This is a genomic window from Methylomonas sp. EFPC3, assembly GCF_029643245.1.
GTDB lineage: Bacteria > Pseudomonadota > Gammaproteobacteria > Methylococcales > Methylomonadaceae > Methylomonas > Methylomonas koyamae_B.
This window is the reverse complement of record NZ_CP116398.1, coordinates 2,068,423-2,090,291: the sequence shown is the minus strand read 5'-3', so window position 1 is coordinate 2,090,291 and position 21,869 is coordinate 2,068,423. Positions and strand designations below refer to the sequence as shown.

Genomic DNA, 21,869 nt, shown 5'->3' with positions numbered 1-21,869 from the left:
GCAGACGCGTCGGTTAGCCCGCTTGTGCGGGACAATAAACCGGTTTCCAACCGCTAACAATCTGAATATGACTTTTGCCGATGCGTTACGTTTACTGCTCCTGGCTGCGATTTGGGGCGGATCTTTTCTGTTGATGCGGATATCCGCGCCGATTTTGGGGCTGGCCTATGTCGCGGAAGGCCGGGTGTTCTCGGCAGCGTTGTTTTTATGGGTACTGGCCGTGTTTGGCAAACGGCTGGGTGGCCTGTGGCGGAACTGGCGCTATTTACTGGTGATGGGTTTTTTCAATGTCGCGCTGCCGTTTAGTTTGTTTGCCTATGCGGCGGCGACATTGTCGACCTCGCAATTGTCGGTGTTGAACGCAACGGCGCCGATTTGGGCTTATGCGATCGGATTGACGCTCGGTATCGAGAAACTGGCGTGGAAACGGATTTGCGGCATGTTCATGGCGCTGTCCGGGGTGGCTCTGTTGTTCTGGGGCTTGCTGGCTGTCAGCCCCGGCCAATTTTTGCTGCCGGTCATCAGTTCGCTGGCCGCCGCATTCTCGTACGGGATTGCCACCAATTACGCCAAGGCCAGAGCCAGGCTGGCGCCGTTCGACACTGCTCATGGCAGCCTGTGGGCGGCGGCGTTGCTGCTGCTGCCGATGGTGTTTCTGTGGCCGTTAAAGCAACTGCCGACCGTGGAATCCATCACGGCTGTCGCCGGTCTGGGCATTGTCTGCACCGGCATCGCCTTTCCGCTCTATTACCGATTGATTCGGGATATCGGTGCCTCGTCCGCGTTGACCGTCACTTTTCTGAATCCGATGTTCGCGACCCTGTGGGGCGCGTTGTACTTGGCCGAAACGGTCACGCCGCGGCATCTCCTCGGAATGGCGGTGATTCTGGTCGGAACCGCACTCTCTACCGGGTTTCAGGCCCGCAGTCTTCTCAAACGGCGGATACCTGGCTAGCGTTGGCTGCCTGTGCGGCGAGATAAGGCGACGCTTTGGCGGCTGAACCGAACCGGACGCTGTCGCGGGCGGTACCATTCCTTGAAATCCACCGGCGGTTCAAGCAACGGGGCGCTGACGCAGAAGCGCAAACTGCCGTCGGTGGTCAGATACGGCGCGGTGCGAATGCGGGTAATTCCTTTCTGCGAGTCTTTCATATCGGCTCCTGGATGATTCGGCTGCTAGTCTGGCAAGCGGCCGCTTAAGGCCGACTTAATCCGCGGTTAGCGGCGCGGGAGTTTGCCGGAACTCGGGTCGCATCGTTCGGCTTATGATTTGTCGCACGGACGGCCGCCGAGTTTGGCGGCGGTGGCGGATAATTCCGTCGTGCAATCAAGCTGGTATACTGAACCGTTAGGTTCAAGAGCAGGTGCCGGGTTCCTTGGGTGGGGCCCCGGGTCTTCATTATAAAAATTATATTTAGCCGGGATTTTCTATGGACGCATATTTACCGATGATTCAAAGCATATTGTTGGATTGGTACCAATTAACCCTTGCCAATCCGGAATATGCCGGAGCCGTGGCCGTTGCGGTTTGGTTGCTGACTTCGATTTTTTACAGTATCCGCATTTACTTTCTGAAAAAAGCCAACGCCACCCTGGTGAAACTGCGTCTCGGCTTACAGTCCGATCTGGAAACGGCACAACAGCAATTGCAAAGCAGCCAGGCCGAATTGGCCGCCAGCGTTCAGCAATTGGCCGAGGTACAAACCGCCGCCGAAGAGTCCGCCCAACGCGCTGCCGGCTTGGAGGAGAAAGTGGTCGCCGGTAATCGGCAATTGATCGACAGCATCAAGGCCTTGGCCAACAAATTCGAATTGACCGAGCCGAGTTTGCCCGCGGCGAACAACGCCGATAGCGGCGATCTGTGGAGCCGATACGCGGCGATCAGCGAGCAGGCGGTCGAACGTTTCCAAACCGAGCAAAAAGGCAAGACCGATCTGCAATTGTCGTTGTGGGCCGAAACTGCGAAGTTGGCGGAGAAAGACGCATTGCTGGAGCCCTTGCAGCGTAAGGTGGAAGAGCAAACCGCGCAGGTCGCCAAATTGGAGTTGGCGTTGGAAGAACAGAAAATTCGGTTCGAACGCCAACAGGCCAACGCCGAAAAAGCCCTGGCCGAAACCGTCAGCCGCTATCAAACCGAGGTGGGCCAACGGGATAATCCGGTGAATCAGCCTGCCCCTGCCGCGGTTGCGCCGCAGCCGATTGTCGCGCCGATTCCGGAATCGACCCCTGCTGTTATCCAGCCGCAGATTGCTGCCGTTTCGGCGCCTGAAGTGGCCGCCCCGGTCGAACCGATACCTATGCCAGAGCCAACTTCGGCTCCGGTGGTTACGGCGGCGCCGGCACCGGTCACCCCGGCTGAAACTGCCGCAACCGTCGCCCCGAGCAAACAAGCGTCGGTCGATAAGGCGGTCGAGAAAAGCGGCGGCTTCGGTAAGTTCAAGCAATTATTGAACAACACCATGCAGCAGATGGCCAAACTGGATCAGAAGCTGGGTACCCAAACCACCGTGGAAGTGGCCGAATCCGTCGAGGAAGCTGCCGTTCCGGCCGCGGAACCGGTCGCCGAGCCAGTGCCGGAGCAGCCGGTTGTCGTTGCCGAGCCGGTAGTCGAGGTGGCTGCGCCGGCACCGGCCAAAGCCAGCAAATTGAAAAGCCTGTTCGGTAAAAGCAAACCTGCCGAAGAACCGCAACCGGCGCCAGTAGCCGCTCCGGAGCCGCCTCCGGCACCTGCACCTGCGCCAATCCCGGCCGCAGCCAAGCAAGACAAGCTGAAAGATTTGTTTTCGAAATGGAAATAAGCGTTTAAGCCATTCCTTCCCGCCGGGCCGTTACGGCCCGGCCCGCTGGTAGGATCAGACCTCCGGTACGAAAAAGAACGGGCTGCCTTCATGCCCGGCATGTTGCAACGGCGCATATTGCGGTTTTTGTTCGAAGCCGCCGCGCGCCGCCGACGCCTGTACCTGATTCGCAACATCCCGGAAAATATCGTAGTCCTCGATAATCCGTTTGTTGCCGCGCAACACCTTCAAAAATGCATTGGCAAACACCGAGTGCTCGCCACCACCCTGATCCATAACCGGCTTGACGCCACCGGATGTCAGCACTGTACGAGCTTTGCGGCTGTTCATCGCCTTCAACCAGCGCTCGCGCTTGGCATCGTCCATACCCTCCGGCAGTTTGGCCACGGCGGAACCGGTCAAGGCGCCGGAATAACAGGAGTCGGCCACTACCATGATGTGTTTGGCTGGCATGATGCTCAGGAATTCGGTGATGCTTTGGCTGGAGATCCAGTTGGCGCTGTTGCCGGTCTCGGAATCGACCGGCAGCCAGTAGGCGGTCTGGCTGCGCTTGTCGATTTCGCCGTGGCCGGCGTAATAAATCAGCAGATTGTCCTGCTCGGTCAGTTTTTGGTTCAGCTCGTTCAGCGCCGACATGATCGCGTGGCGGTTGGCGTTCAGCAGCAGTTTGGTTTTAAAGCCGTAGCGCTCGCGCAGCAGCAATTCCAGACTTTTCGCGTCGGCCATCGGCGTTTTCAGCGACGGATAAGCGCCGTAGTCGTTGTTGCCGATGATGATGGCGTAAAACTTGCCGAACTGGATGTCGCCGCTGCGTTTCAAGTCGCTGCCGCTGCCGTTGCTGCTCGGAAACGGTTCGGCGCTAATCCCGCTGCTGGCGGCGAGCAGGCGCAAGCTCAAGTCGCTGCGTTGGTTGCGTTTGTCGGTCGCGCTGATCCGCACCACGGTTTCGTCACCTTGTAGACTGACGTCGGTTTCGAAGCGGCCGTTAGCGTCGACCTTGACCGGTTTGTCGTTCAGTAATAAGCGGTTGAGGCCGGTACTGGCGTCGATTTTGCCGATAATGCGTTTGCTACTTTCGCCGACGGCGAATTGGATGCTGGGAATGCCGCGGGTAACGGTCACGGCCGGTTCGATCAGCTCGATATTCGGGCCGGAGCCGGATGCCAATAAGGTGCTGCGCGATTGTTCCAGTTTTTCTTTCAGCGCGGCGATTTCCTTGGCTTGTTGTTGCAGCGCCAGTTTGCGGCTGTCGATCTGGTTGCGGTCGAGCTTGTCCGGCGATGTCAGCCAGCCGGTCAGTTCGGCCGATTGTTTCTGGAAGGTTTCGATCTTCTCGTTCAGCCGGTTTTCCAGTTCGTTGGCCTTGCTGTCAGCGGTTTTGGCCGCGGGATTTTCCTGCCGGGCCGCGTCCAGCTCGCGTTTCATGCGTTGCCGTTCCTGACTCAAGGTTTGGGTCAACGAACCGAGCTTGGCTTGTTGGTCTTTGAGTTGCGACTCTTTCTCGCGTAGTTGTTTTTCCAGCAGTTCGATATCGCTGGAATTGCCCGGCGCAGTCGATTTTTGTTGTTGCAGTTTGTTGCGTAGCGCTTCCAGCTCGCTTTGGGCCTTACGCAGACTTTCCTGCTGGTCCAGGGTCTGTTGGCGGGTGTCTTGCAATTGCTCGCGCAGTTGCTCGGCTTCGCGGCGCGACTCGGCGACTTCGCTGCGCAGCGTCTCCAGCTCCTGAGAGTTTACCGCCGGGGCGAATTGGATGCCGGCATCTTCTAGGCCGGCCGATTTGCGATACCAGCGTAACGCCGCCTCCTTGTCCGGCGCGACGCCGAGGCCTTTTTCGTAGAGATGGCCCAGGTTCAATTGCGCTTGCGAGTTGCCTTGCTGGGCGGCTTTTTCGTACCACTGCGCGGCCGCTTTATAGTCGGCTTGGCTGCCCAAGCCCTTTTCGAAAATTTCGCCGACCGCCAATTGCGCGGCGGCGTCGCCTTCCTGGGCTTTCGGCAGCCAGATGTTCAATGCGCTGGCGTAATTGGCGCGGTCGTAGGCCACGTATTCGCCGCCGCGGACTTCGCAATCCGCCGCGGTGGTGCGAATCGGCCGGCGCGCGCTGAGGTAGGTCATTTGCGAACCGAGTTTGCGGACTTGGCCGGGCAGTAGGCAATCCACCACAAACAGTTTATTGGTATCGGCCACGATGTAGCCTTCGGTGGCCCTGGCCATTTCTTCCTGGCTGACGTCGCGGGCGCAAGCCGCCATGAGTATGCTGCCGATCGCCAACGCGAGCGTACGATTTTGATACATCTTCTGAGCCATAACGAGCCGCCTTTTGCTGTGAAGGGTTAGGCCGGCAACGATAGCAGAAAACCGCCGGGCCGCAATAGCGCTTATCTCGCGCTGGGCAAGCGTCGCAACATTTCCGGCCAGATCGCTTGCCAGCCGCGGCTATGGTCGGCATCGACCCGGATTACATGGGCATGCGGGCGGGCGCGCAGGCCCGACTCGAACAGTGCCGGCGGGATGGTCGTATCGCGCTCGCCGAGCAGGTGCCACTCTGGAACGCGGCCCGCCGGCCTTATGGCCGGATTCAGCGAGTTTTGCAAGCGCTGGTAGCCGTGGTAATCGGTCCAGCGGTCGATGTCGTAATTGCCGGCCAAAGTGATGACGGCCACCGTTTGCGGCAAGCGTTCCGCCAGTAGCAGGGCCAGCGTGCCGCCGCCGCTGTGGCCGATCAATACCAGTTCGCGGTATCCGTTTTGCTCGGCGAAGTTCAGCAAGGCCTGCGCCATGCTGGCAACGACGGATTCGCCGTAACGGCCGCCGGTCCACAACTCCGTGCTGCAGCCGGGGTCTTCAGTGCGGCCGTTATAGCAGGGCCGGCCAAGATACAGACTGGGCGCCGGGTCGCCGGCCATCAGCGGCAGGACTGCCGAATCGCGCGTGGTCGGTTCGGCGGCCGGAATCAGGCCGCGCTCCCACGGCCGGCCGTCGCCTTCCAGGTAAACGTGTAAACGTTCTGTGGCCGGTATCGGCCGATTCCGGAATCCGCGCAGCGTAAATTTGCCGCCGTCGAGATCCAACGCGACCAGATCCAGGTCGCGTGCTTGTTGATGCAGTTTGGCGACCGGCGAAATGCAGCCCGCCAGCGATATCGCCAGCGTAAGGCTTGCCGCCAACAGATAACGTCCGACGCGTGGTTTCAGCATATTTGAGCTGTAGCTGTGGCGGAATCGGGCGGTTGCCGATAGCGGCAGCGACACAAAACGAGGTCTTCGGCTAAAATCCTTGGACAATTTGGTTTTGGGTTGGTCATGGCAGCATTTGATAGCGCATTAAACGCGTTCCGGCAATCGCAAATTTCATTCGACGAGTTATTGGCGGCGGCCCGCGTTGCGGCAGGACAATCGGCCGCGGAAGTGGCGGCCGCGTTGCAACATTTGGAAGCGGCATACCGCGGTGGCGGCCTGGCGGCCGAGCGTTATTTCGCGTTGCAGTCGGCTTTGCAGGACGAGACCCGTTTGGCGGTTGCGCCGGTTTCGCCGCCGCCAGTCGCCGGCGACGACGAAACCTTACTGGCGCTGCGGCCAGCGCCGGCCGACGATGCCACATCGGTCGACTCCGCGCCTTTGGCGGCGCCGATTGCTGCCGAGCCGACCCTGGTGCAAACTCAGGCGCCGACCTTGACCACCGAATCCCTGTTACAAGGTCTGGACCCGAACCAACCGCAAGCGGAGTTGACGGTGGGCTGTACCTTGAAAAACCGCTTTGTACTGGAAGAGTTGCTCGGCGTCGGCGGCATGGGCATGGTGTTCAAAGCGACCGACTTGCGTAAAGTCGAGGCGGCGGACAAAGACCCGTTCGTGGCGTTGAAGGTGTTGAACCAGGATTTTCAATTCAATCCGATGGCTTTGGTCGGGCTGCAGCGCGAAACCAAGCGGGCGCAAACCCTTTCCCATCCCAATATCATTAAAGTGTACGACTTCGACCGGGACGGCGCTTATGTCTTCATGTCGATGGAGTATCTGCAAGGTCGGCCCTTGAGCCATTTGATCCGCGACCACGTCGAAACCGGTCTGCCGTTCAAAAAAGCCTGGCCGATTATCAGCGCCATGGCCGAAGCCTTGGGCCATGCGCACAAAAAAAACATCGTCCATTCCGATTTCAAACCCGGCAACGTCTTCGTCAGCGACGAAGGCGAGATCCGGGTGTTGGATTTCGGTATCGCCTGCGCCATCGGTCGGAGCGAGAAAGACGGTCACGACGCGACCGTGTTCAACGCTCGCGATTTGGGGGCGATGACGCCGGCTTATGCCAGTCTGGAGCAATTGCAACATAGCGCGCCGGATCCGCGCGACGACATTTATGCGCTGGCCTGCATCACTTACGAGCTGTTGGCGGGCAAACACCCGTTCGGCCGCTTGTCCGCCGAAAAGGCCAGGGAACTGAATTTACAGCCCAAGCCGATTCCGCAGTTGTCGCGGCGGCAGTGGAAAGCCTTACAAAAAGGTCTGGCGTTCAAGCAGGAAAACCGTAGCGCCAGCATCGACGAGTTCATTTCCTCTATCGGCCCGCGTTCGTCGGTTTACTACGGCCTGTGGGCCAGCGCCTTGATTATCGCGTGTTCGATCGGCGTCAACGTGTATTGGACTTTGACCGAGAAGACGCCAGTGGCCGAGCCGCCGAAAGTAGTGCCGAGTCTGACTGCGGAGCAACTGCAAAAGATCAAGGATTTATTGGAGCTGGCCGAGATTCATTTCGACGTCGGCTACCTGACCGCTCCGACCGGCAGTAACGCCTTCTGGGCCTATCAGGAAGTGTTGAAGATCGATCCGTACAACAAGGCCGCGATCGCCGGCTTGAACAAGATCGCCGATACCCTGGAGCAACAGGCCTGGGAGTTTTACGAGAAAAGCGACCGTTCCGAAGCCCTGAAGAAAGTTCAGGAAGGTTTGGAGGTCAATCCGGGGCACAAAGGTTTGCTGAGTCTGCAGGAAAAGCTTCGATTCAATTAACAGGCAACGACCGGATTATGTTGACAATTCGGTTTTATAGGTTGGGCTATTTATATGATTTTGCAGAATAATTAAGTTTTTTCGATTTTGCGGAATGTGGGCCGGCGTGTAAGATATTAAAAACACATCTTTGAGGAGAGAATCATGTATTACCCCAATTTAAAGCCGGTTCGCTCGGTCGACGCCGAGACTTCGGTCCGGCCACCGGTCCACTTGCAGCTTTGTAGGGCGATAAGTTTGGCCGTGATGACATTATCGTCGGCATCCACCAGTGCCGTGCCGAGTTTTTCGCAGAATCTGAATCCGAATCAACAGTCGGTCGATACGGCCTTGTCCAATTGTTCGTCTTTTTATTCGGATTCGAACGATCCCACCCCAACCGTGTGTCAGGCGGGATTTTCCGATATCCAAAGCCTGACGCCCGACCAAGTCCTGGGTATGGGCAACTCGATTACCCGACTGGACGGCGGCCGCAATCCGGTGCCTTACGACTATTACAGTAACAATCAAACCTCGAGATTGGGCGGAGGCAGCGGCGACGCCGATTTCCCGCCGTTGAATTTTTGGACCAAGGTCGATAGCGGCTTCGGTGCCCACGACAATACCGCGCTGAACAATGGTGGTTTCAAGTACGACAACCATAATTTCATGGCTGGCGTCGATTACCGGATCAGCGACAGTTGGGTCAGCGGCGCCGTCTTCAACTACCGCCATAGTAATGCCGCATTCAACGCCGGCCGCGGTGAAACCCTGGGCGACAGTTACACCGGTATGCTCTATATCTCTTACTTCGTGACCGAGGCCTTGCATTTGGATGCCACGGCTTCTTACGGCGGCCATGAGTTCGAAACCACCCGTAATATCACGTTGAATGGTGTGTCTTCGGTGGCCAAGGCCAAGCCCAACGCCGACCAATATTCGTTCAGTTGGGGCGGCGGATACGACTGGCACCATCAGGCTTTGAGCGTTTCGCCTTATGCGCGCGGCGAATACACGGCTCTGAACATCGACGGCTACGCCGAATCCGGCAGTGTGGCCGCGGTTCGATTCGGCAAGCAGAATATCGAATCGTTGATTTCTACCGTCGGTGTGCAAACTGCTTATACCTTCAGCTTTCCATGGGGTGTTTTGATTCCGCAATTGCGCGGCGAGTGGCATCACCAGTTTCTCGACGGCCGGCGTAATGTGTCCGGCAGCTTCATTGCGGACGGCTCCGGCTCCACTTTTAGTTTGGTCAATGACGCACCTACCCGGGACTATTACACCTTCGGCGCCGAAGTGTCGACGGTGCTGCCCGGTGGTGTGTCTGCGTTTCTGGCTTACGAGACATTGCAAAGTTACCGCCATGTCGAAAGCAACCGCTTGATGCTGGGCGGTCGTTTAGAGTTTTAAGCTCTTGGCCAGTGGGACGGTCGGGCGTCTCTGGACGGCGCCCCGGTTGTCCGTTGGCGGTGATTAGGCCGTGTTATAGAGTGCCGGCGGCCGGATAAACCCCAGATATCTCGCGGTTTGCGCGGCGATTTTTCGGCCGGCTCGGTTTCGGCCCGTGTTAAAATCCGGCGGACTATGACTTCATGTTCGCCGAATCCTGTGGCCTCTCCATTATTCCCCGCTTCGATTGAATCCGCTCCCGCTCGAGTGCGGGAAATTCCCTACAACTACACCTCGTTTTCCGACCGCGAAATTGTGATTCGCCTGCTGGGGGAAGAGATGTGGTCGATTTTGGATTCCTTGCGCGAGGAGCGGATTACCGGCCGTTCCGCCCGGATGCTTTACGAAGTCTTGGGCGATATCTGGGCGGTGCGGCGCAACCCCTATTTGGAAGACGATCTGCTCGACAATGCCAAACGCCGGCGGGCTTTGTTGCAAGCCCTGCGTCATCGTTTACAGCAAATGCAAGCCAGACACGCCGAAGCCGAGAACCAAAATCCCGACCGGGCCGAGCGCGTCGCCAAATTAATCCGCGCCGCGCATCAGGCGGTAGACGAATTCGATGCCCACTTCGAACGCACCGCTCAATTGCGGCGCAGCGTGATGACGCTGTTGTCGCGATACACCCGTAAAGACAATATCAGTTTCGACGGCTTCGCCCGGGTCAGCCATGTCACCGACGCCACTGACTGGCGGGTGGAGTATCCGTTCGTTGTGTTGTATCCCTGTTCCGAAGACGAGGTCGGCCATTTGGTGCGCGGCTGTATCGAGCTGGGTTTGACCATCATTCCGCGCGGCGGCGGTACCGGTTATACCGGCGGTGCGGTGCCGCTGAACGCCTATTCCGCAGTAATCAACACCGAAAAGCTGCTGACGATGGGCCAGGTGGAGCGCCAGACTTTATTGCCCGGCGTCGATAAATCCTACGCCACGATCCATACCGGCGCCGGCGTTGTCACCCGGCGGGTGATGGATGCCGCCGAGCAGGCCGGCTTGGTGTTCGCCTGCGATCCGACCTCGGCCGATGCTTCCTGCATCGGCGGCAATATCGCGATGAACGCCGGCGGCAAGAAAGCCGTGCTCTGGGGTACCGCGCTGGACAATCTGGCTTCCTGGCGCATGGTGACGCCGGACGGCAATTGGCTGGAAATCGAGCGGTTGAACCACAATCTGGGCAAGATTCACGAGCAGGAAACCGCTGCATTTCTGTTGAAGCGGTTCGACGCCAGCGGCAAGCAATTGCTAGGCGAAGAGAGCCTGGAGATATCCGGCAGTTTTTTCCGCAAAACCGGGTTGGGCAAAGACGTTACCGACAAGTTTCTGGGCGGTTTGCCCGGCGTGCAGAAAGAAGGCTGCGACGGCATCATCACCTCGGCCCGCTGGATTCTGCATGAAATGCCGCCGGTGACCCGAACCTTTTGCCTGGAGTTTTTCGGTCAGGTGCGCGAAGCGGTGCCGGCCATCGTCGAGATTCGCGACTATCTGGAAAGCCTGCCGAAAGACGGCGCGCAACGGGTCATGCTGGCCGGTCTGGAGCATCTGGACGAGCGTTATGTCAAAGCGGTGGGCTACGCCACTAAAGCCAAACGCCACGGTCGGCCGAAGATGGTATTGGTCGGCGATATCGTCGGCGACGACGAGAATCAGGTGGCTCTGGCCGCTTCGGAAGTGGTGCGTCTGTGCAATTCCCGTGGCGCGGAGGGCTTTATCGCCGTGTCGGCCGAGACCCGCAAAAAATTCTGGCTGGACCGGGCCCGGACCGCGGCGATCGCCAAACATACCAACGCCTTTAAAATCAACGAAGACGTGGTGATTCCGTTGCCGCGGATGGGCGATTATTGCGATGGCATCGAGCGGATCAACATCGAATTGTCGCTGCACAATAAGCTGCGCTTGTGCGCGGCATTGAACGAATTTTTGGCCGGCGATTTGCCGATGCGCGCTTACGAAGAGGGTGTAGATTGGCGGGAATTGCTCGGCGAGCGCCGGGCTCAGGCGCTGGAAACGCTAGCCATGGTGCGTCAGCGCTGGACTTGGCTATACGACAATTTGGATTTGCCGTTGCTCCAGGCGGAAGCCGAGTTCGGCAAATACGGGATTCAGGCTGGCGAGTTAAGCAATCGCGCCGCAGAGCCGACTTTGTTTCACCGCTTGCAGGATTACTCCATCAGGGTGTCCTGGAAGCAGGAACTGCTGCCGCGTTTGCGCGAGATTTTCGAGGGCGACAATTTTCGGCCTATCGTCGAGCGCATCGAAGCCCTGCATAAGGAAATCCTGCGTGGCCGCGTGTTCGTGGCCTTGCATATGCATGCCGGCGACGGCAACGTGCATACCAATCTACCGGTCAATTCCGACCATTACGAAATGTTGCAGGAAGCCAATGCGGCGGTGGCGCGGATTATGGAGCTGGCGCGGGCGTTGGGCGGGGCGATTTCCGGCGAGCACGGCATCGGCATCACCAAATACGAGTTCCTGACCGAGGCCGAACTGGCCGATTTTCATGCTTATAAAAACCGGATCGATCCGGAAGGGCGCTTCAATCGCGGTAAATTGATGCCGGGTGCCGATTTGCGCTCGGCTTATACCACCTCGTTCAGCCTGATGGGCTATGAGTCGCTGATCATGCAGCAGAGCGATATCGGTGCGATTTCGGAGTCGGTCAAGGATTGCCTGCGTTGCGGCAAATGCAAACCGGTCTGCGCGACTCATGTGCCGCCGGCGAATTTGCTGTATTCGCCGCGGAACAAGATTCTGGCCACCTCGTTGTTGATCGAGGCCTTCTTGTACGAGGAGCAGACTCGGCGCGGCATTTCGATCACCCACTGGAAGGAATTCGAAGACGTCGCCGATCATTGCACCGTCTGCCATAAGTGTTTCAATCCGTGTCCGGTTGACATCGACTTCGGCGACGTCTCGATGAATATGCGCAATCTGCTGCGCAAAATGGGCAAGCAAAGTTTCAATCCGGCCAAGACCATGGCGCTGGCCTTTTTGACCGCGTCCAAGCCGGGCAACGTCAAAGCCATGCGCAAGGCGATGATCGATTGGACCTACAAAGCGCAGCGTATCGGCAATAGCTTTTTGCAGCATTGGGGCAGGGCGCAGATCGCGCAGCCGCCGGCGACGGTCGGCAAGCCGCCGGTGCGGGAGCAGGTGATTCATTTCATGAACCGGAAAATGCCGGGCGAATTGCCGAACAAAACGGCGCGGGCTTTGTTGGATATCGAGGACAACCAAATCGTGCCGATCATCCGCAACCACGAGAAAACCAAAGCCGACTCAGAGGCCGTGTTTTATTTCCCGGGTTGCGGTTCCGAGCGTTTGTTTTCCCAAGTCGGGCTGGCGACGCAGGCGATGCTTTACGAAATCGGCGTGCAAACGGTGTTGCCGCCGGGTTATTTGTGTTGTGGTTATCCGCAACGGGCGGGCGGCCAATTCGACAAGGCGCAGAAGATAACCACCGATAACCGGGTGTTGTTTCACCGAGTGGCGAACACCTTGAATTATCTGGATATCAAGACTGTCGTGGTCAGTTGCGGTACCTGCCAGGATCAATTGCAGGATTACGAATTCGACAAGATTTTCCCCGGTTGCCGCTTGATCGATATTCACGAATATTTGTTGGAAAAAGGCGTGAAATTGGATGGCGTGAATGGCCAGCGTTACCTTTATCACGATCCTTGCCACAGTCCGTTCAAGCAACAAGATGGAGTTAAAGTAGTAAATCAGTTGTTGGGGGCGCCGGTCAGCAAGTCAGAACGTTGCTGCGGCGAGTCCGGCACGCTGGCGGTGGCGCGGCCGGACATCTCGACGCAGATTCGTTTCCGCAAGGCCGAAGAACTGCAAAAGGATGCCAGCAAATTACGCGGCGACGGTTATGCCGGGCCGGTAAAAATGTTGACCTCGTGCCCATCCTGCATGCAGGGCTTGCAGCGTTTTCAAGATGAGGTGGAAACCTTGGAAGTCGATTACATCGTCGTCGAAATCGCCAAGCACGTGCTTGGCGACAACTGGATGCCGGAATATGTCGAACGGGTGACTCAGGGCGGCGTCGAGCGGGTGTTGGTCTGATGGTGATGCTTGTCGCCCGCTGAGCAAGTAGCGCTGTCGGGGGTGGACCGGAGGAGGTTGGTTTACTTGAGCCACTTTCTCCCGGTCGGCTCCCAAGATGGAGCGTGAGCGGGCTTCTGACGGGCACAAAAAAGCCGCGATATTCGCGGCTTTTTATGAATTTGGAGCGGGAAACGAGACTCGAACTCGCGACCCCGACCTTGGCAAGGTCGTGCTCTACCAACTGAGCTATTCCCGCATGTCTATATGGAGGCTGCGACCGGAATCGAACCGGTGTATACGGCTTTGCAGGCCGCTGCATAACCACTTTGCTACGCAGCCTTAATCGGTCAAACAAAAAAGCCGCGTTTTGCCGCGGCTTATCGAATTTGGAGCGGGAAACGAGACTCGAACTCGCGACCCCGACCTTGGCAAGGTCGTGCTCTACCAACTGAGCTATTCCCGCTTGGCTAACTATCCTGCCTATTATAAAAGCTAAATTTTTTGTGTCAACACTTATTGCAGGTTGATTGAAGACGTCCAAGCGCGCCGGCCTTGGCATTCTCCGCTGGCGGATATTTCGACTTCGGCCCACACCAGGTTTTTGTCGGACGGATCGTTTTGGATTTGGGTCAATTTGACCGGTGTATTCATTGGCATATGTTTGCAGGCGCCATCGCGATCGTTTTCCTCGGTATCGTCGTAGGCAGCCAACGAACCCGGAACCGAAACCAATCTGACAGTTGCGTTTGGATCGTAGGTGTTGGGGCTTTTCAGCACATAATTTTGGCCAGAGACCAGCGGTTTTTGTTGATGGACCGGCAGTTTCGGGTCGGAGCCGCCGCTAAATACTAGGGCAAGCAGAACCACTGCGGCGCCGCCGATCGCGCCGTAAAATACTTTAGGATTGGATTCCTTCAAAGCTAAAAAACCGGCCAAGGCATTTCCGGCAGCGGCGGCAGGAGCAGCAGCAGGCGCGGCGGCGGCCTGATTCGGCTCCTCGGCTTGATTTGCGGTTTCGTTGGTGTTTTCGTCAAGGCTCATGCGCTGTATCCTCTCAAGCTAATTATTATTATGGAAGGTTATTGGGTGAGTGCCTAAAGTTACCATGATGACCAAACATTTCAAGCATTCATTTCTAAGGCTTAGAGACTATCTTAACTGGAATAGCGGCAATATCGGATTTACACGAATAAAAAAGCCAGCAAAGAAAAGATTTGGCCTATAATATTAGGAAATACTTAATTACTAACATTTGGCAGTGCTATGCGAATGATTGTGAAACATGCCGTTGTACCGCTTGCGGTCACGCTAAGTCTAATCGGACCGGTTGCCTGGGCTGCCGGTACTTACACGCTGGAGCAAGCCGTGGAGCAGGCGTTGGCCAACAATCCGGAACTGCACATCATGCAGGAGCGGATCGAGCAAGCCGACGCCCAGTTGGGGCAGGCGCTCGCCAGTTTCTATCCGCAAATCAAAACCAGTTTGTCCTACCAGCACAGCGATAATCCAGCGATGGCATTCTCGATGATTATTGCGCAGCGGCGTTTGAATCTGAACGGCGGCGATTTTAATCATCCGGGCGGTGTCGACAATTACCGGCCGCAAGTCACGGCGACTTACTCGCTGTTCCGCGGCGGCCAGGATTACTATTTGAGCCAGGCCGCACAACTTGGCGTGGAAAGTTCCGAACTGGAAAGGGCCGCCACCCGCAATCGGTTGGTGAACAACGTCACCGCGGCGTATTACGGCGGTTTGGCGGCGATCGAAGCGCACCAAGTCAATAACCGCGCAATTGAAGCGGTGCAGAGCGAATTGAATCAATCCAAGATTCAATACGACGCCGGCGTGGTGCTGAAATCCGATGTGCTGTCGTTGGAAACGCAACTTGCCGAGGCTAGAGACGCCGAACTCCAGTCGGCGCATGCCATCGAACTGGCGCAGAGTCTGTTAAAGACCCTTTTGGGCTTGAACGTCAACGAGGCATTCGATTTCGCCGGCAATGTGCAACCCGACCTGCCGGGCAGCCCTGCCGGTTTCGACGAGTTGCTGAACCAAGCGCTGGCGCAACACCCCGAGTTGAAAAACGCCGAGAAACGCGCCGCTATCGCCGAACAGCAATTGGCGGCCGCCAAAGCGGCGCATTTACCGCGCGCCGATGCCTATGTCAGTTACGGTTCGGACAGCAAGGACTTGGCGTTCAGCAGCAACCGCGACAACGTCAGCGCCGGCGTCATGGTCGAAGTGGACGTGTTTTCCGGATTCGCTACCCAGGAAAAAGTCCGTAAGGCCGAGCACGAACTGACCGCCGCCCAAGAAACCGTCAGGCAGACCCGGTTGCGCATCGAAAACCAGCTCAAGTCTGCGCAGCTTGGCTTGCAGCAGGCTTTAAACCGGGCTGAGGTTAGCGATGTCGCGGTGCGCGCCGCCGAGGAAGCGTTGCGTTTGGTCAACGAGCAACGCCGGGCCGGCGTCGTCACCGTCACCCGCTACCTGGAGGCTGAAGTCGCCCGAGATCGGGCGCGCAACCGGCAAATCGGCGCCCGCTACGATGCCTTGCGCGCCGAAGCGGACCTGAAACAAGCCCTCGGCTTTTGGCAATAAACCCTCGCAGGCATACCCACATGGCCCAACATCTTTCTCTTTCCGACAAACCGAAGTGGCTGATGCCGGTGGCGGCGATCGGCGGCTTGTTATTGGTCATTCTGCTGGCGCTTGGTGTTTTGGGCGGCGCAAGCAAGATTGAGCCCGGTACTACCGCGGTAGCGCCCCGCAGCGTTCCCGCCGATGCACCGACAGTGCGCGTGACCAGCCAGGCGGCCGCCGGCACTTCGGTGTGGCAGGGTACCGTGCGTTCCCGGCTGGCGATAAAAATTGCGCCTAAGCTGAATGCCAGAATCCTGGAAATGCCGGCCCATCCCGGCGACCGTTTGAAAAAGGGCCAATTGCTCGCCAAATTGGACGACCGCGACTTGCAGGCCGCCTACAATGCCGCCAATGCCGCCTACGCCGCGGCCCAAGCCCAGGCGGCGCAAGCCGGCGCCGACGAGAAACGTATCGTCGATCTGTACCAAAAACAGGCTGCCACCCGGCAAAACTACGACGCGGTCATGGCTCAGGCTAAAGCGGCGCGGGCCATGGCAAATCAGGCAGCCAGCGCCGCGCAGCAGAGCAAAGTCATGCTCGGCGAGAATATTTTGTATGCGCCTTTCGACGGCGTGGTCGGCGAACGCTTCCAGGAGCCGGGCGACATGGCCGCGCCGAACCAGCCTTTGCTCAGTTTTCACCAACCCGACGATTTGCGGCTGGAAGCGGCGATAGCCAGTCAATGCGCCGCCCAGCTTGAACTGGGCGCGACGGTATCGGTCAGAATCGACGCGTTGCGGCAGACGTTGTCGGGCACGATAGACGAAATCGGCCCGGAAATCGATCCGCAAACCCTGACCCAACCAGTCAAAGTCAATTTGCCGAAAACATCGGGCCTGCAACACGGCCAGTTCGCCTGGCTGGAAACGAGCTGCCAGGGGCCGCAAACCGTGATGCTGGTGCCGGCCAGCGCCATCGTTCGATACGGCCAATTGCAGGCCGTGCGCGTGGTCGAAGGCGGGCAATGGCAGATGCGGCATATTCGTAGCGGCAAACGTTACGGCGATCAATTGGAAGTGCTGTCCGGTCTGCGGGACGGCGAAACCATCTTGTTGCAAGGCGAGCTCGGGCAATGAATTCCAACGCAACCAAAAAAGACAGCCTGACGGTTGCCATCGTCCGGTTGTTCACCACGTCGCACCTGTCTTTGCTGTTTTTGCTGATCTCGTTGTTGGCCGGCGCCGCGGCGCTGATGTTGACACCGCGCGAGGAAGACCCGCAAATCGTGGTGCCGGTGATGGACGTGTTCGTGCAGGCTCCAGGCGCTTCGGCCGACGAAGTCGAAAAGCAGATCACGACGCCGCTGGAAGTGTTGCTGCGCCAGATTCAGGGTGTGGAATACGTCTATTCGGTATCGCGGCCCGGTCAGGCGGTGGTCACGGTGCGCTATTACGTCGGCGAGAACCTGGAAAACAGTCTGATCAAGACCCGGGATAAATTGCTGGCCAACCAGGACATCATTCCGCCCGGCGTCAGCGATTGGCTGGTCAAGCCGGTGGAAATCGACGACGTACCCATTTTATTGCTGAGCCTGTCGCCGCAGAACACCAACGTCGACGAAATGGGCTTGCGCCGTATCGCCGACGAACTGATCGAGCGCTTGCGGGCAGTAGATAACGTCGGCAAAAGCTGGGTGGTCGGCGCTGCGCCGCGGCGGATTTCGGTTTATCCCGATCCGGCCAAATTGCAGGCCGGCGGTATCGGCCTGGCCGATGTGCAACGCGCGTTGCAGCAGAACAACCTGAATCTGCAGGTTGGCCAAACCACCGCCAACGACCGCGAAATCGTCTTGGAAGCCGGACCCTACTACCAAAGCGCGGAGCAGGTCGGTAATACCGTGGTGGCCGGCGGCAACGGCCGCTTGCTGCATTTGCGCGACGTGGCTGAAGTGATCGACGGACCGGCCGACACTGATTACTACACCCGCATCGGCTTCGGCCCGGCCGTGGCGCAGATGCACACGCTCGGCGAGCCCGGTCGCTTGCCGCAGGCCGGCGAGGAGCGGCCGTTGGCGACCATTGCCATCGCCAAACGCCGCGGCGCCAACGCCGTCAGCGTGGCCGAACAAGTGCTGGCGCTGACCGAAGAGCTGAAAGGCTCCTTGATTCCGGACGACGTGTTACTGACCGTGACTCGCAACTACGGCGAAACCGCCGACCATAAGGTTAACGAACTGGTCATGCATCTGGGCATCGCCATTTTGACCATCATCGTGTTGCTGGCCTTGTCGCTCGGTTTTAAGGAATCGCTGATCGTATCGCTGGCGGTGCCGATGACGTTTGCGATCACGCTGCTATGCGATCTGATCTTCGGTTACACGATCAATCGGGTGACCTTGTTTGCCTTGATCTTATCGTTGGGTTTGTTGGTGGACGACCCTATCGTCGACGTCGAAAACATTCACCGCCATTACAAGCTGCGCAAAGAACCGCCGTTGCAAGCCTTGCTCAGCGCGGTCGACGAGATCAGGCCGCCGACCATATTGGCGACGTTTGCGGTGATCATGTCCTTCGTGCCGATGTTTTTCATCACCGGCATGATGGGGCCGTACATGGCGCCGATGGCGTTTAACGTGCCGATCGCGATGCTGTTGTCGCTGGTGATTGCCTTCAGCGTTACGCCCTGGGCCAGTTACCGCTTGTTGAAGGGCGATTACGGCAAAGACCACGGCCCGGCATTCGATTTGAAACAAAGCCGGGGATTCAGGATTTACCAATCGATCCTGGCACCGCTGCTGGCGGACAAAGCCAAAGCTTGGTGGTTTTTGGCGGCGGTGATCGTGGCCTTCGTGTTGTCGGCCTTGATGGCGGTGACCCGGGTGGTGCCGTTGAAGCTACTGCCGTTCGACAACAAAAACGAGCTGCAACTGGTCATCGACATGCCCAAGGGTTCGTCGCTGGAGGCCACCGACCGCGTTGCCGCGGAGCTGGGCCGCTATCTGGCGACGGTCAACGAAATCAGTAGCTACCAAAGCTATGTCGGTCTGTCGTCGCCGATGGATTTCAACGGCATGGTCCGCCATTACTATTTGCGCCAGGGCGCCAATGTCGGCGACATCCGCATCGTCCTGGCCGATAAAACCCGCCGCGAGCAAGGCTCGCACGAAATCGCGCTGCGGATGCGGCCGGAGATCGACCGCATCGAAAAACAATTCGGCGCCAACATCAAGATCGTGGAAATGCCGCCGGGGCCGCCGGTGCTTTCCACCGTCGTCGCCGAAGTCTACGGCCCGCCGCAAGCCGATTATGCCGATATCATCAATGTCGCCAACCGGGTGCGGGCGGACATGCAGCAAACCGAGGGTGTGGTCGACGTCGACGATTTCGTCGAAGCCGATTACGACAAATGGCAGTTTCTGGTCGAACACGACAAGGCGGCCGCGTTGGGCGTGACCACCGCGCAAATCGCCCAAACCTTGCAGTTGGCGCTGGCCGGCGCCGATGTCGGGTTATTGCATACCGAAAACGAGCGGCAACCGCTGGCCATCCGGCTGCAATTGCCCCGCGCCGCGCGTTCGGCCGAAGCCGATCTGCTGGCCTTGTCGGTCAAAACCGCCAACGGCGTATTGGTGCATCTGAGCGAGTTGGGCCGGTTCGAGCGCCAGAGCGGGCAAAAGGCCATTTACCACAAGAACCTGCAACGCGTGGCTTACGTCACTGCGGAAATGGCCGGCCGCAGTCCGGTCGAGGCGATTCTGGATTTGTTCAACGTGTTCGAAGCCAAACCACTACCGGCCGGTTATAAAGCCGAAATGGCCGGCGAGGGCGAATGGAAAATCACCGTCGACGTGTTCCGCGACCTGGGCTTGGCTTTTGCCGCGGCGATGGTGATGATCTATATCCTGCTGGTCGGCCAGACCGGCTCGTTGGGTGTGCCGCTGATCATGATGATCGCGATTCCGCTGACCGTAATCGGCATCATGCCCGGCTTCTGGCTGATCAATCTGTTCGCCGGCGACGTTGGAGAATACGCCAGCCCGATCTATTTCACGGCCACGGCGATGATCGGCATGATCGCGCTGGCCGGCATCGTCGTGCGCAACTCGATCATCCTGATCGACTTCATCGAGAATATCTACCGCGGCAACCCGGAGATTTCGCTGGCCGACGCCATCGTCGAAGCCGGCGCCACCCGTCTGAACCCGATCTTTCTGACCGCCGCCTCGGCGGTACTCGGTTCGATGATGATCGTGTTGGACCCGATCTTCTCCGGCCTGGCTTGGAGTTTTATCTTCGGCATCATCGCTTCCACCTTGTTTTCGTTGGTGGTGATTCCGTTGGTGTATTTTTTGATTAATCGGAATATGCCCAAGATAGTCGCTGAGGAGGAGTGAGCTTGAATGGTGTTGGGCAAATTAGGATTTAGTGGGTTGGGTTGAATATGCGAGACCTGGCTTCAACGCCATTTTTGCTCATTTCCACCGCACTCAACACAGCCCTGATAGGTCTCTTGGGTGGCAAATTCTCTTCGCACCCAACGCGATTAACTTCGGCAACTTCGTTTCCTTAGTGAAATTACCATCGGTGGTTAGAAACAAATCGTTGCCGTTCTGAATATGGCACCACAACGAAAGAACGTCACAGGTGCGATTCAGCCATTTTCTCCAAATGGGTGAATCGATAGTTTCGTTGTCAATCACGATAGGTTCCGAACTCCCGAAAAGGGCGTTTTCAATGTCTTCCGCGAGTTTGATTGTGTCGTCATCACAAAAGACACAGCTATCGTAAAAAGTAACATTGTAGATGGCCATTGGGTTAAGTCTTGGCAGATGACCAATTCCTGCAATCTTTAGCAGATCTTCAAACAGATCATATCGGTCGGGCCGCACTCCTCTTTCTCTCATTTCAGACGCACCCACGTTCACGATAAAGCACTCGTTGGAAGGATCGTCAAGTACTGTCTTAATGCGCGCACCGATATCTGTGCGGCGCTCAAGATTAATGATGCAGTTGTGATCAAGCGTAACTTTCATGAGGGCATGCTCCTGATAAGGTTTGATTCATCTGTCAAAGTCTCACCGAAACGCACTGAAACCCCTTCGTATCGCCATCGTCGCTCAATAATTCCACCCGATCTGTTTGTCCCGGAAATAAGAATGCGGCTTCGATATTCAAGTCGCCAAGGTCGGCGTCCAAGCGTTTGAGCTTAGGGGTTCGGTGGTTGCTGTGCCACAGATACAGTCGGTGTTTCTCGCGCCGGTCTTCGTTGGCATGGTAAGGCCCGGCGACGATCAGGTATTCGTTGTCTTGGCGCCGGGCGATGTCGCGGATGCCGTAGCCGCCGAGGTCCAGTTCGATCGGGTCGCCGAATTTTGCGGCTTGGCCTTGCAGAAGGTTTCGCGGATTCAGCAGCGGCACGATCAGGGCCTTGCCGTCTTGTAAGCTGCCGTTTTTCTCGGTGCCGCCGGCCAGCGGATTGCGGAAACCGATCAGCAAACTTTGCTCCGGCGTCGCCGCCAAGCCTTCGATACTAAGACCGCCCAAGGCTTTCGGCGCGATGCCGACTGCCTTATCCAACCGATAGGGTTTAAACCGGCGGTCCAGGATCAGGTCGTCGATCAAGGTCCGATAAATTTGCCCATAACGCTGTCCGCTGAATTCGCCGACGGCGTTGCGCTGGATTTGCAGTGCGAGCAGGCGGTGGCGGCTGGGGCGGCGTTCGCCGTCTTTGTTGGTGCTGTGCGATCCGATCCAGAAATAAACGTCGCCGATCGCGGCGGCGCCTTCCAAATCGATTTCGCAGCCTTTGCCGTCTTCGATTTCGCCGGCAAACAATTCAGACAACGCGATGCGGGGCGGTAAGACTTGTTCATGGCCGCTGTCGAACACGCCGAGCAGGTTGTCTTCATCGTCGGCGACGACGAAATGGTTGGCGTCGATGGCAACAGCGCCGGAAACGTTGGTACAGCCGCGATAACGTTTTGGGTCCATAGCAAGTCTCC

The 21,869-nt window shown here is 57.8% G+C and carries 14 protein-coding genes and 3 tRNA genes; 8 read left to right on the top strand and 9 right to left on the bottom strand.

The window, feature by feature from the left end:
* Positions 1 to 67 precede the first annotated feature (67 nt).
* Positions 68 to 955 (top strand): DMT family transporter, encoded by an 888-nt coding sequence (locus PL263_RS09225; RefSeq protein ID WP_278212736.1) that lies wholly within the window; start codon positions 68 to 70, stop codon positions 953 to 955.
* On the opposite strand, the gene PL263_RS09220 is transcribed toward PL263_RS09225, so the two are convergent.
* Positions 952 to 1,152 (bottom strand): hypothetical protein, encoded by a 201-nt coding sequence (locus tag PL263_RS09220; protein ID WP_278212735.1) that lies wholly within the window; start codon positions 1,150 to 1,152, stop codon positions 952 to 954. The two genes, PL263_RS09225 and PL263_RS09220, sit on opposite strands and share 4 nt — an antisense overlap.
* A 278-nt stretch (positions 1,153 to 1,430) precedes the next feature.
* Between PL263_RS09220 and PL263_RS09215 the strand changes: the two genes are divergently transcribed.
* Complete coding sequence (locus tag PL263_RS09215; protein WP_278212734.1) at positions 1,431 to 2,798, top strand: hypothetical protein; 1,368 nt, start codon at positions 1,431 to 1,433, stop codon at positions 2,796 to 2,798.
* A gap of 54 nt (positions 2,799 to 2,852) precedes the next feature.
* Here PL263_RS09215 and PL263_RS09210 read toward each other — a convergent pair whose 3' ends face one another.
* Together PL263_RS09210 and PL263_RS09205 are read right to left on the bottom strand one after the other, a co-directional pair.
* The gene (locus PL263_RS09210) at positions 2,853 to 5,105 is read right to left on the bottom strand and encodes a caspase family protein (RefSeq protein ID WP_278212733.1); all 2,253 of its coding nucleotides are present in this window, start codon (positions 5,103 to 5,105) and stop codon (positions 2,853 to 2,855) included.
* Between the two features lie 71 nt (positions 5,106 to 5,176).
* Positions 5,177 to 5,995 (bottom strand): alpha/beta hydrolase, encoded by an 819-nt coding sequence (locus PL263_RS09205; protein WP_278212732.1) that lies wholly within the window; start codon positions 5,993 to 5,995, stop codon positions 5,177 to 5,179.
* A gap of 105 nt (positions 5,996 to 6,100) precedes the next feature.
* Here PL263_RS09205 and PL263_RS09200 point away from each other — a divergent pair, with 105 nt between their 5' ends.
* From PL263_RS09200 to PL263_RS09190, 3 genes are all read left to right on the top strand, one after another.
* The gene (locus tag PL263_RS09200; protein WP_278212731.1) at positions 6,101 to 7,801 is read left to right on the top strand and encodes a serine/threonine-protein kinase; all 1,701 of its coding nucleotides are present in this window, start codon (positions 6,101 to 6,103) and stop codon (positions 7,799 to 7,801) included.
* Positions 7,802 to 7,945: 144 nt separating this feature from the next.
* Positions 7,946 to 9,193: an autotransporter outer membrane beta-barrel domain-containing protein gene (locus tag PL263_RS09195; protein WP_278212730.1), complete on the top strand. Its 1,248-nt coding sequence runs from the start codon at positions 7,946 to 7,948 to the stop codon at positions 9,191 to 9,193.
* Between the two features lie 198 nt (positions 9,194 to 9,391).
* Positions 9,392 to 13,303 (top strand): FAD/FMN-binding oxidoreductase, encoded by a 3,912-nt coding sequence (locus PL263_RS09190; RefSeq protein WP_278212729.1) that lies wholly within the window; start codon positions 9,392 to 9,394, stop codon positions 13,301 to 13,303.
* A gap of 162 nt (positions 13,304 to 13,465) precedes the next feature.
* Here the strand turns inward: PL263_RS09190 and PL263_RS09185 are convergent.
* From PL263_RS09185 to PL263_RS09170, 4 genes are all read right to left on the bottom strand, one after another.
* Positions 13,466 to 13,541: transfer RNA gene (locus tag PL263_RS09185), tRNA-Gly, on the bottom strand.
* Positions 13,542 to 13,550: 9 nt separating this feature from the next.
* Positions 13,551 to 13,624: transfer RNA gene (locus PL263_RS09180), tRNA-Cys, on the bottom strand.
* Positions 13,625 to 13,672: 48 nt separating this feature from the next.
* Positions 13,673 to 13,748, bottom strand: a tRNA-Gly gene (locus PL263_RS09175).
* Between the two features lie 50 nt (positions 13,749 to 13,798).
* Positions 13,799 to 14,326, bottom strand: coding sequence for a hypothetical protein (locus PL263_RS09170; RefSeq protein ID WP_278212728.1), 528 nt, complete (start codon positions 14,324 to 14,326; stop codon positions 13,799 to 13,801).
* A 234-nt stretch (positions 14,327 to 14,560) separates the two neighbouring features.
* On the opposite strand from PL263_RS09170, the gene PL263_RS09165 reads away from it, so the two are divergent.
* From PL263_RS09165 to PL263_RS09155, 3 genes are read left to right on the top strand one after another with little or no spacing between them, the layout of a single operon-like run.
* Positions 14,561 to 15,886, top strand: coding sequence for a TolC family protein (locus tag PL263_RS09165; RefSeq protein ID WP_278212727.1), 1,326 nt, complete (start codon positions 14,561 to 14,563; stop codon positions 15,884 to 15,886).
* A 20-nt stretch (positions 15,887 to 15,906) separates the two neighbouring features.
* Entirely contained in the window at positions 15,907 to 17,004 is a 1,098-nt protein-coding gene (locus PL263_RS09160) for an efflux RND transporter periplasmic adaptor subunit (protein WP_278212726.1), read from the top strand.
* On the top strand, positions 17,001 to 20,261 hold the full coding sequence (locus tag PL263_RS09155; protein WP_278212725.1) for an efflux RND transporter permease subunit: 3,261 nt from the start codon (positions 17,001 to 17,003) through the stop codon (positions 20,259 to 20,261). Before PL263_RS09160 ends, PL263_RS09155 begins: the two co-directional genes overlap by 4 nt.
* Positions 20,262 to 20,354: 93 nt before the next feature.
* Here PL263_RS09155 and PL263_RS09150 read toward each other — a convergent pair whose 3' ends face one another.
* The gene (locus PL263_RS09150) at positions 20,355 to 20,900 is read right to left on the bottom strand and encodes a hypothetical protein (protein WP_278212724.1); all 546 of its coding nucleotides are present in this window, start codon (positions 20,898 to 20,900) and stop codon (positions 20,355 to 20,357) included.
* 34 nt (positions 20,901 to 20,934) lie between these two features.
* Positions 20,935 to 21,858, bottom strand: a complete 924-nt coding sequence (locus PL263_RS09145; protein WP_278212723.1) for a DUF3616 domain-containing protein — start codon at positions 21,856 to 21,858, stop codon at positions 20,935 to 20,937.
* Positions 21,859 to 21,869 lie beyond the last annotated feature (11 nt).

Bases quoted from the DNA above. Each gene is read 5' to 3' on its own strand.
- PL263_RS09210 (WP_278212733.1), bottom strand. From the start codon at position 5,105: ATGGCTCAGAAGATGTATCAAAATCGTACGCTCGCGTTGGCGATCGGC.
- PL263_RS09170 (WP_278212728.1), bottom strand. From the start codon at position 14,326: ATGAGCCTTGACGAAAACACCAACGAAACCGCAAATCAAGCCGAGGAG.
- PL263_RS09200 (WP_278212731.1), top strand. From the start codon at position 6,101: ATGGCAGCATTTGATAGCGCATTAAACGCGTTCCGGCAATCGCAAATT.
- PL263_RS09145 (WP_278212723.1), bottom strand. From the start codon at position 21,858: ATGGACCCAAAACGTTATCGCGGCTGTACCAACGTTTCCGGCGCTGTT.
- PL263_RS09195 (WP_278212730.1), top strand. From the start codon at position 7,946: ATGTATTACCCCAATTTAAAGCCGGTTCGCTCGGTCGACGCCGAGACT.
- PL263_RS09205 (WP_278212732.1), bottom strand. From the start codon at position 5,995: ATGCTGAAACCACGCGTCGGACGTTATCTGTTGGCGGCAAGCCTTACG.
- PL263_RS09160 (WP_278212726.1), top strand. From the start codon at position 15,907: ATGGCCCAACATCTTTCTCTTTCCGACAAACCGAAGTGGCTGATGCCG.
- PL263_RS09155 (WP_278212725.1), top strand. From the start codon at position 17,001: ATGAATTCCAACGCAACCAAAAAAGACAGCCTGACGGTTGCCATCGTC.
- PL263_RS09220 (WP_278212735.1), bottom strand. From the start codon at position 1,152: ATGAAAGACTCGCAGAAAGGAATTACCCGCATTCGCACCGCGCCGTAT.
- PL263_RS09150 (WP_278212724.1), bottom strand. From the start codon at position 20,900: ATGAAAGTTACGCTTGATCACAACTGCATCATTAATCTTGAGCGCCGC.
- PL263_RS09215 (WP_278212734.1), top strand. From the start codon at position 1,431: ATGGACGCATATTTACCGATGATTCAAAGCATATTGTTGGATTGGTAC.
- PL263_RS09225 (WP_278212736.1), top strand. From the start codon at position 68: ATGACTTTTGCCGATGCGTTACGTTTACTGCTCCTGGCTGCGATTTGG.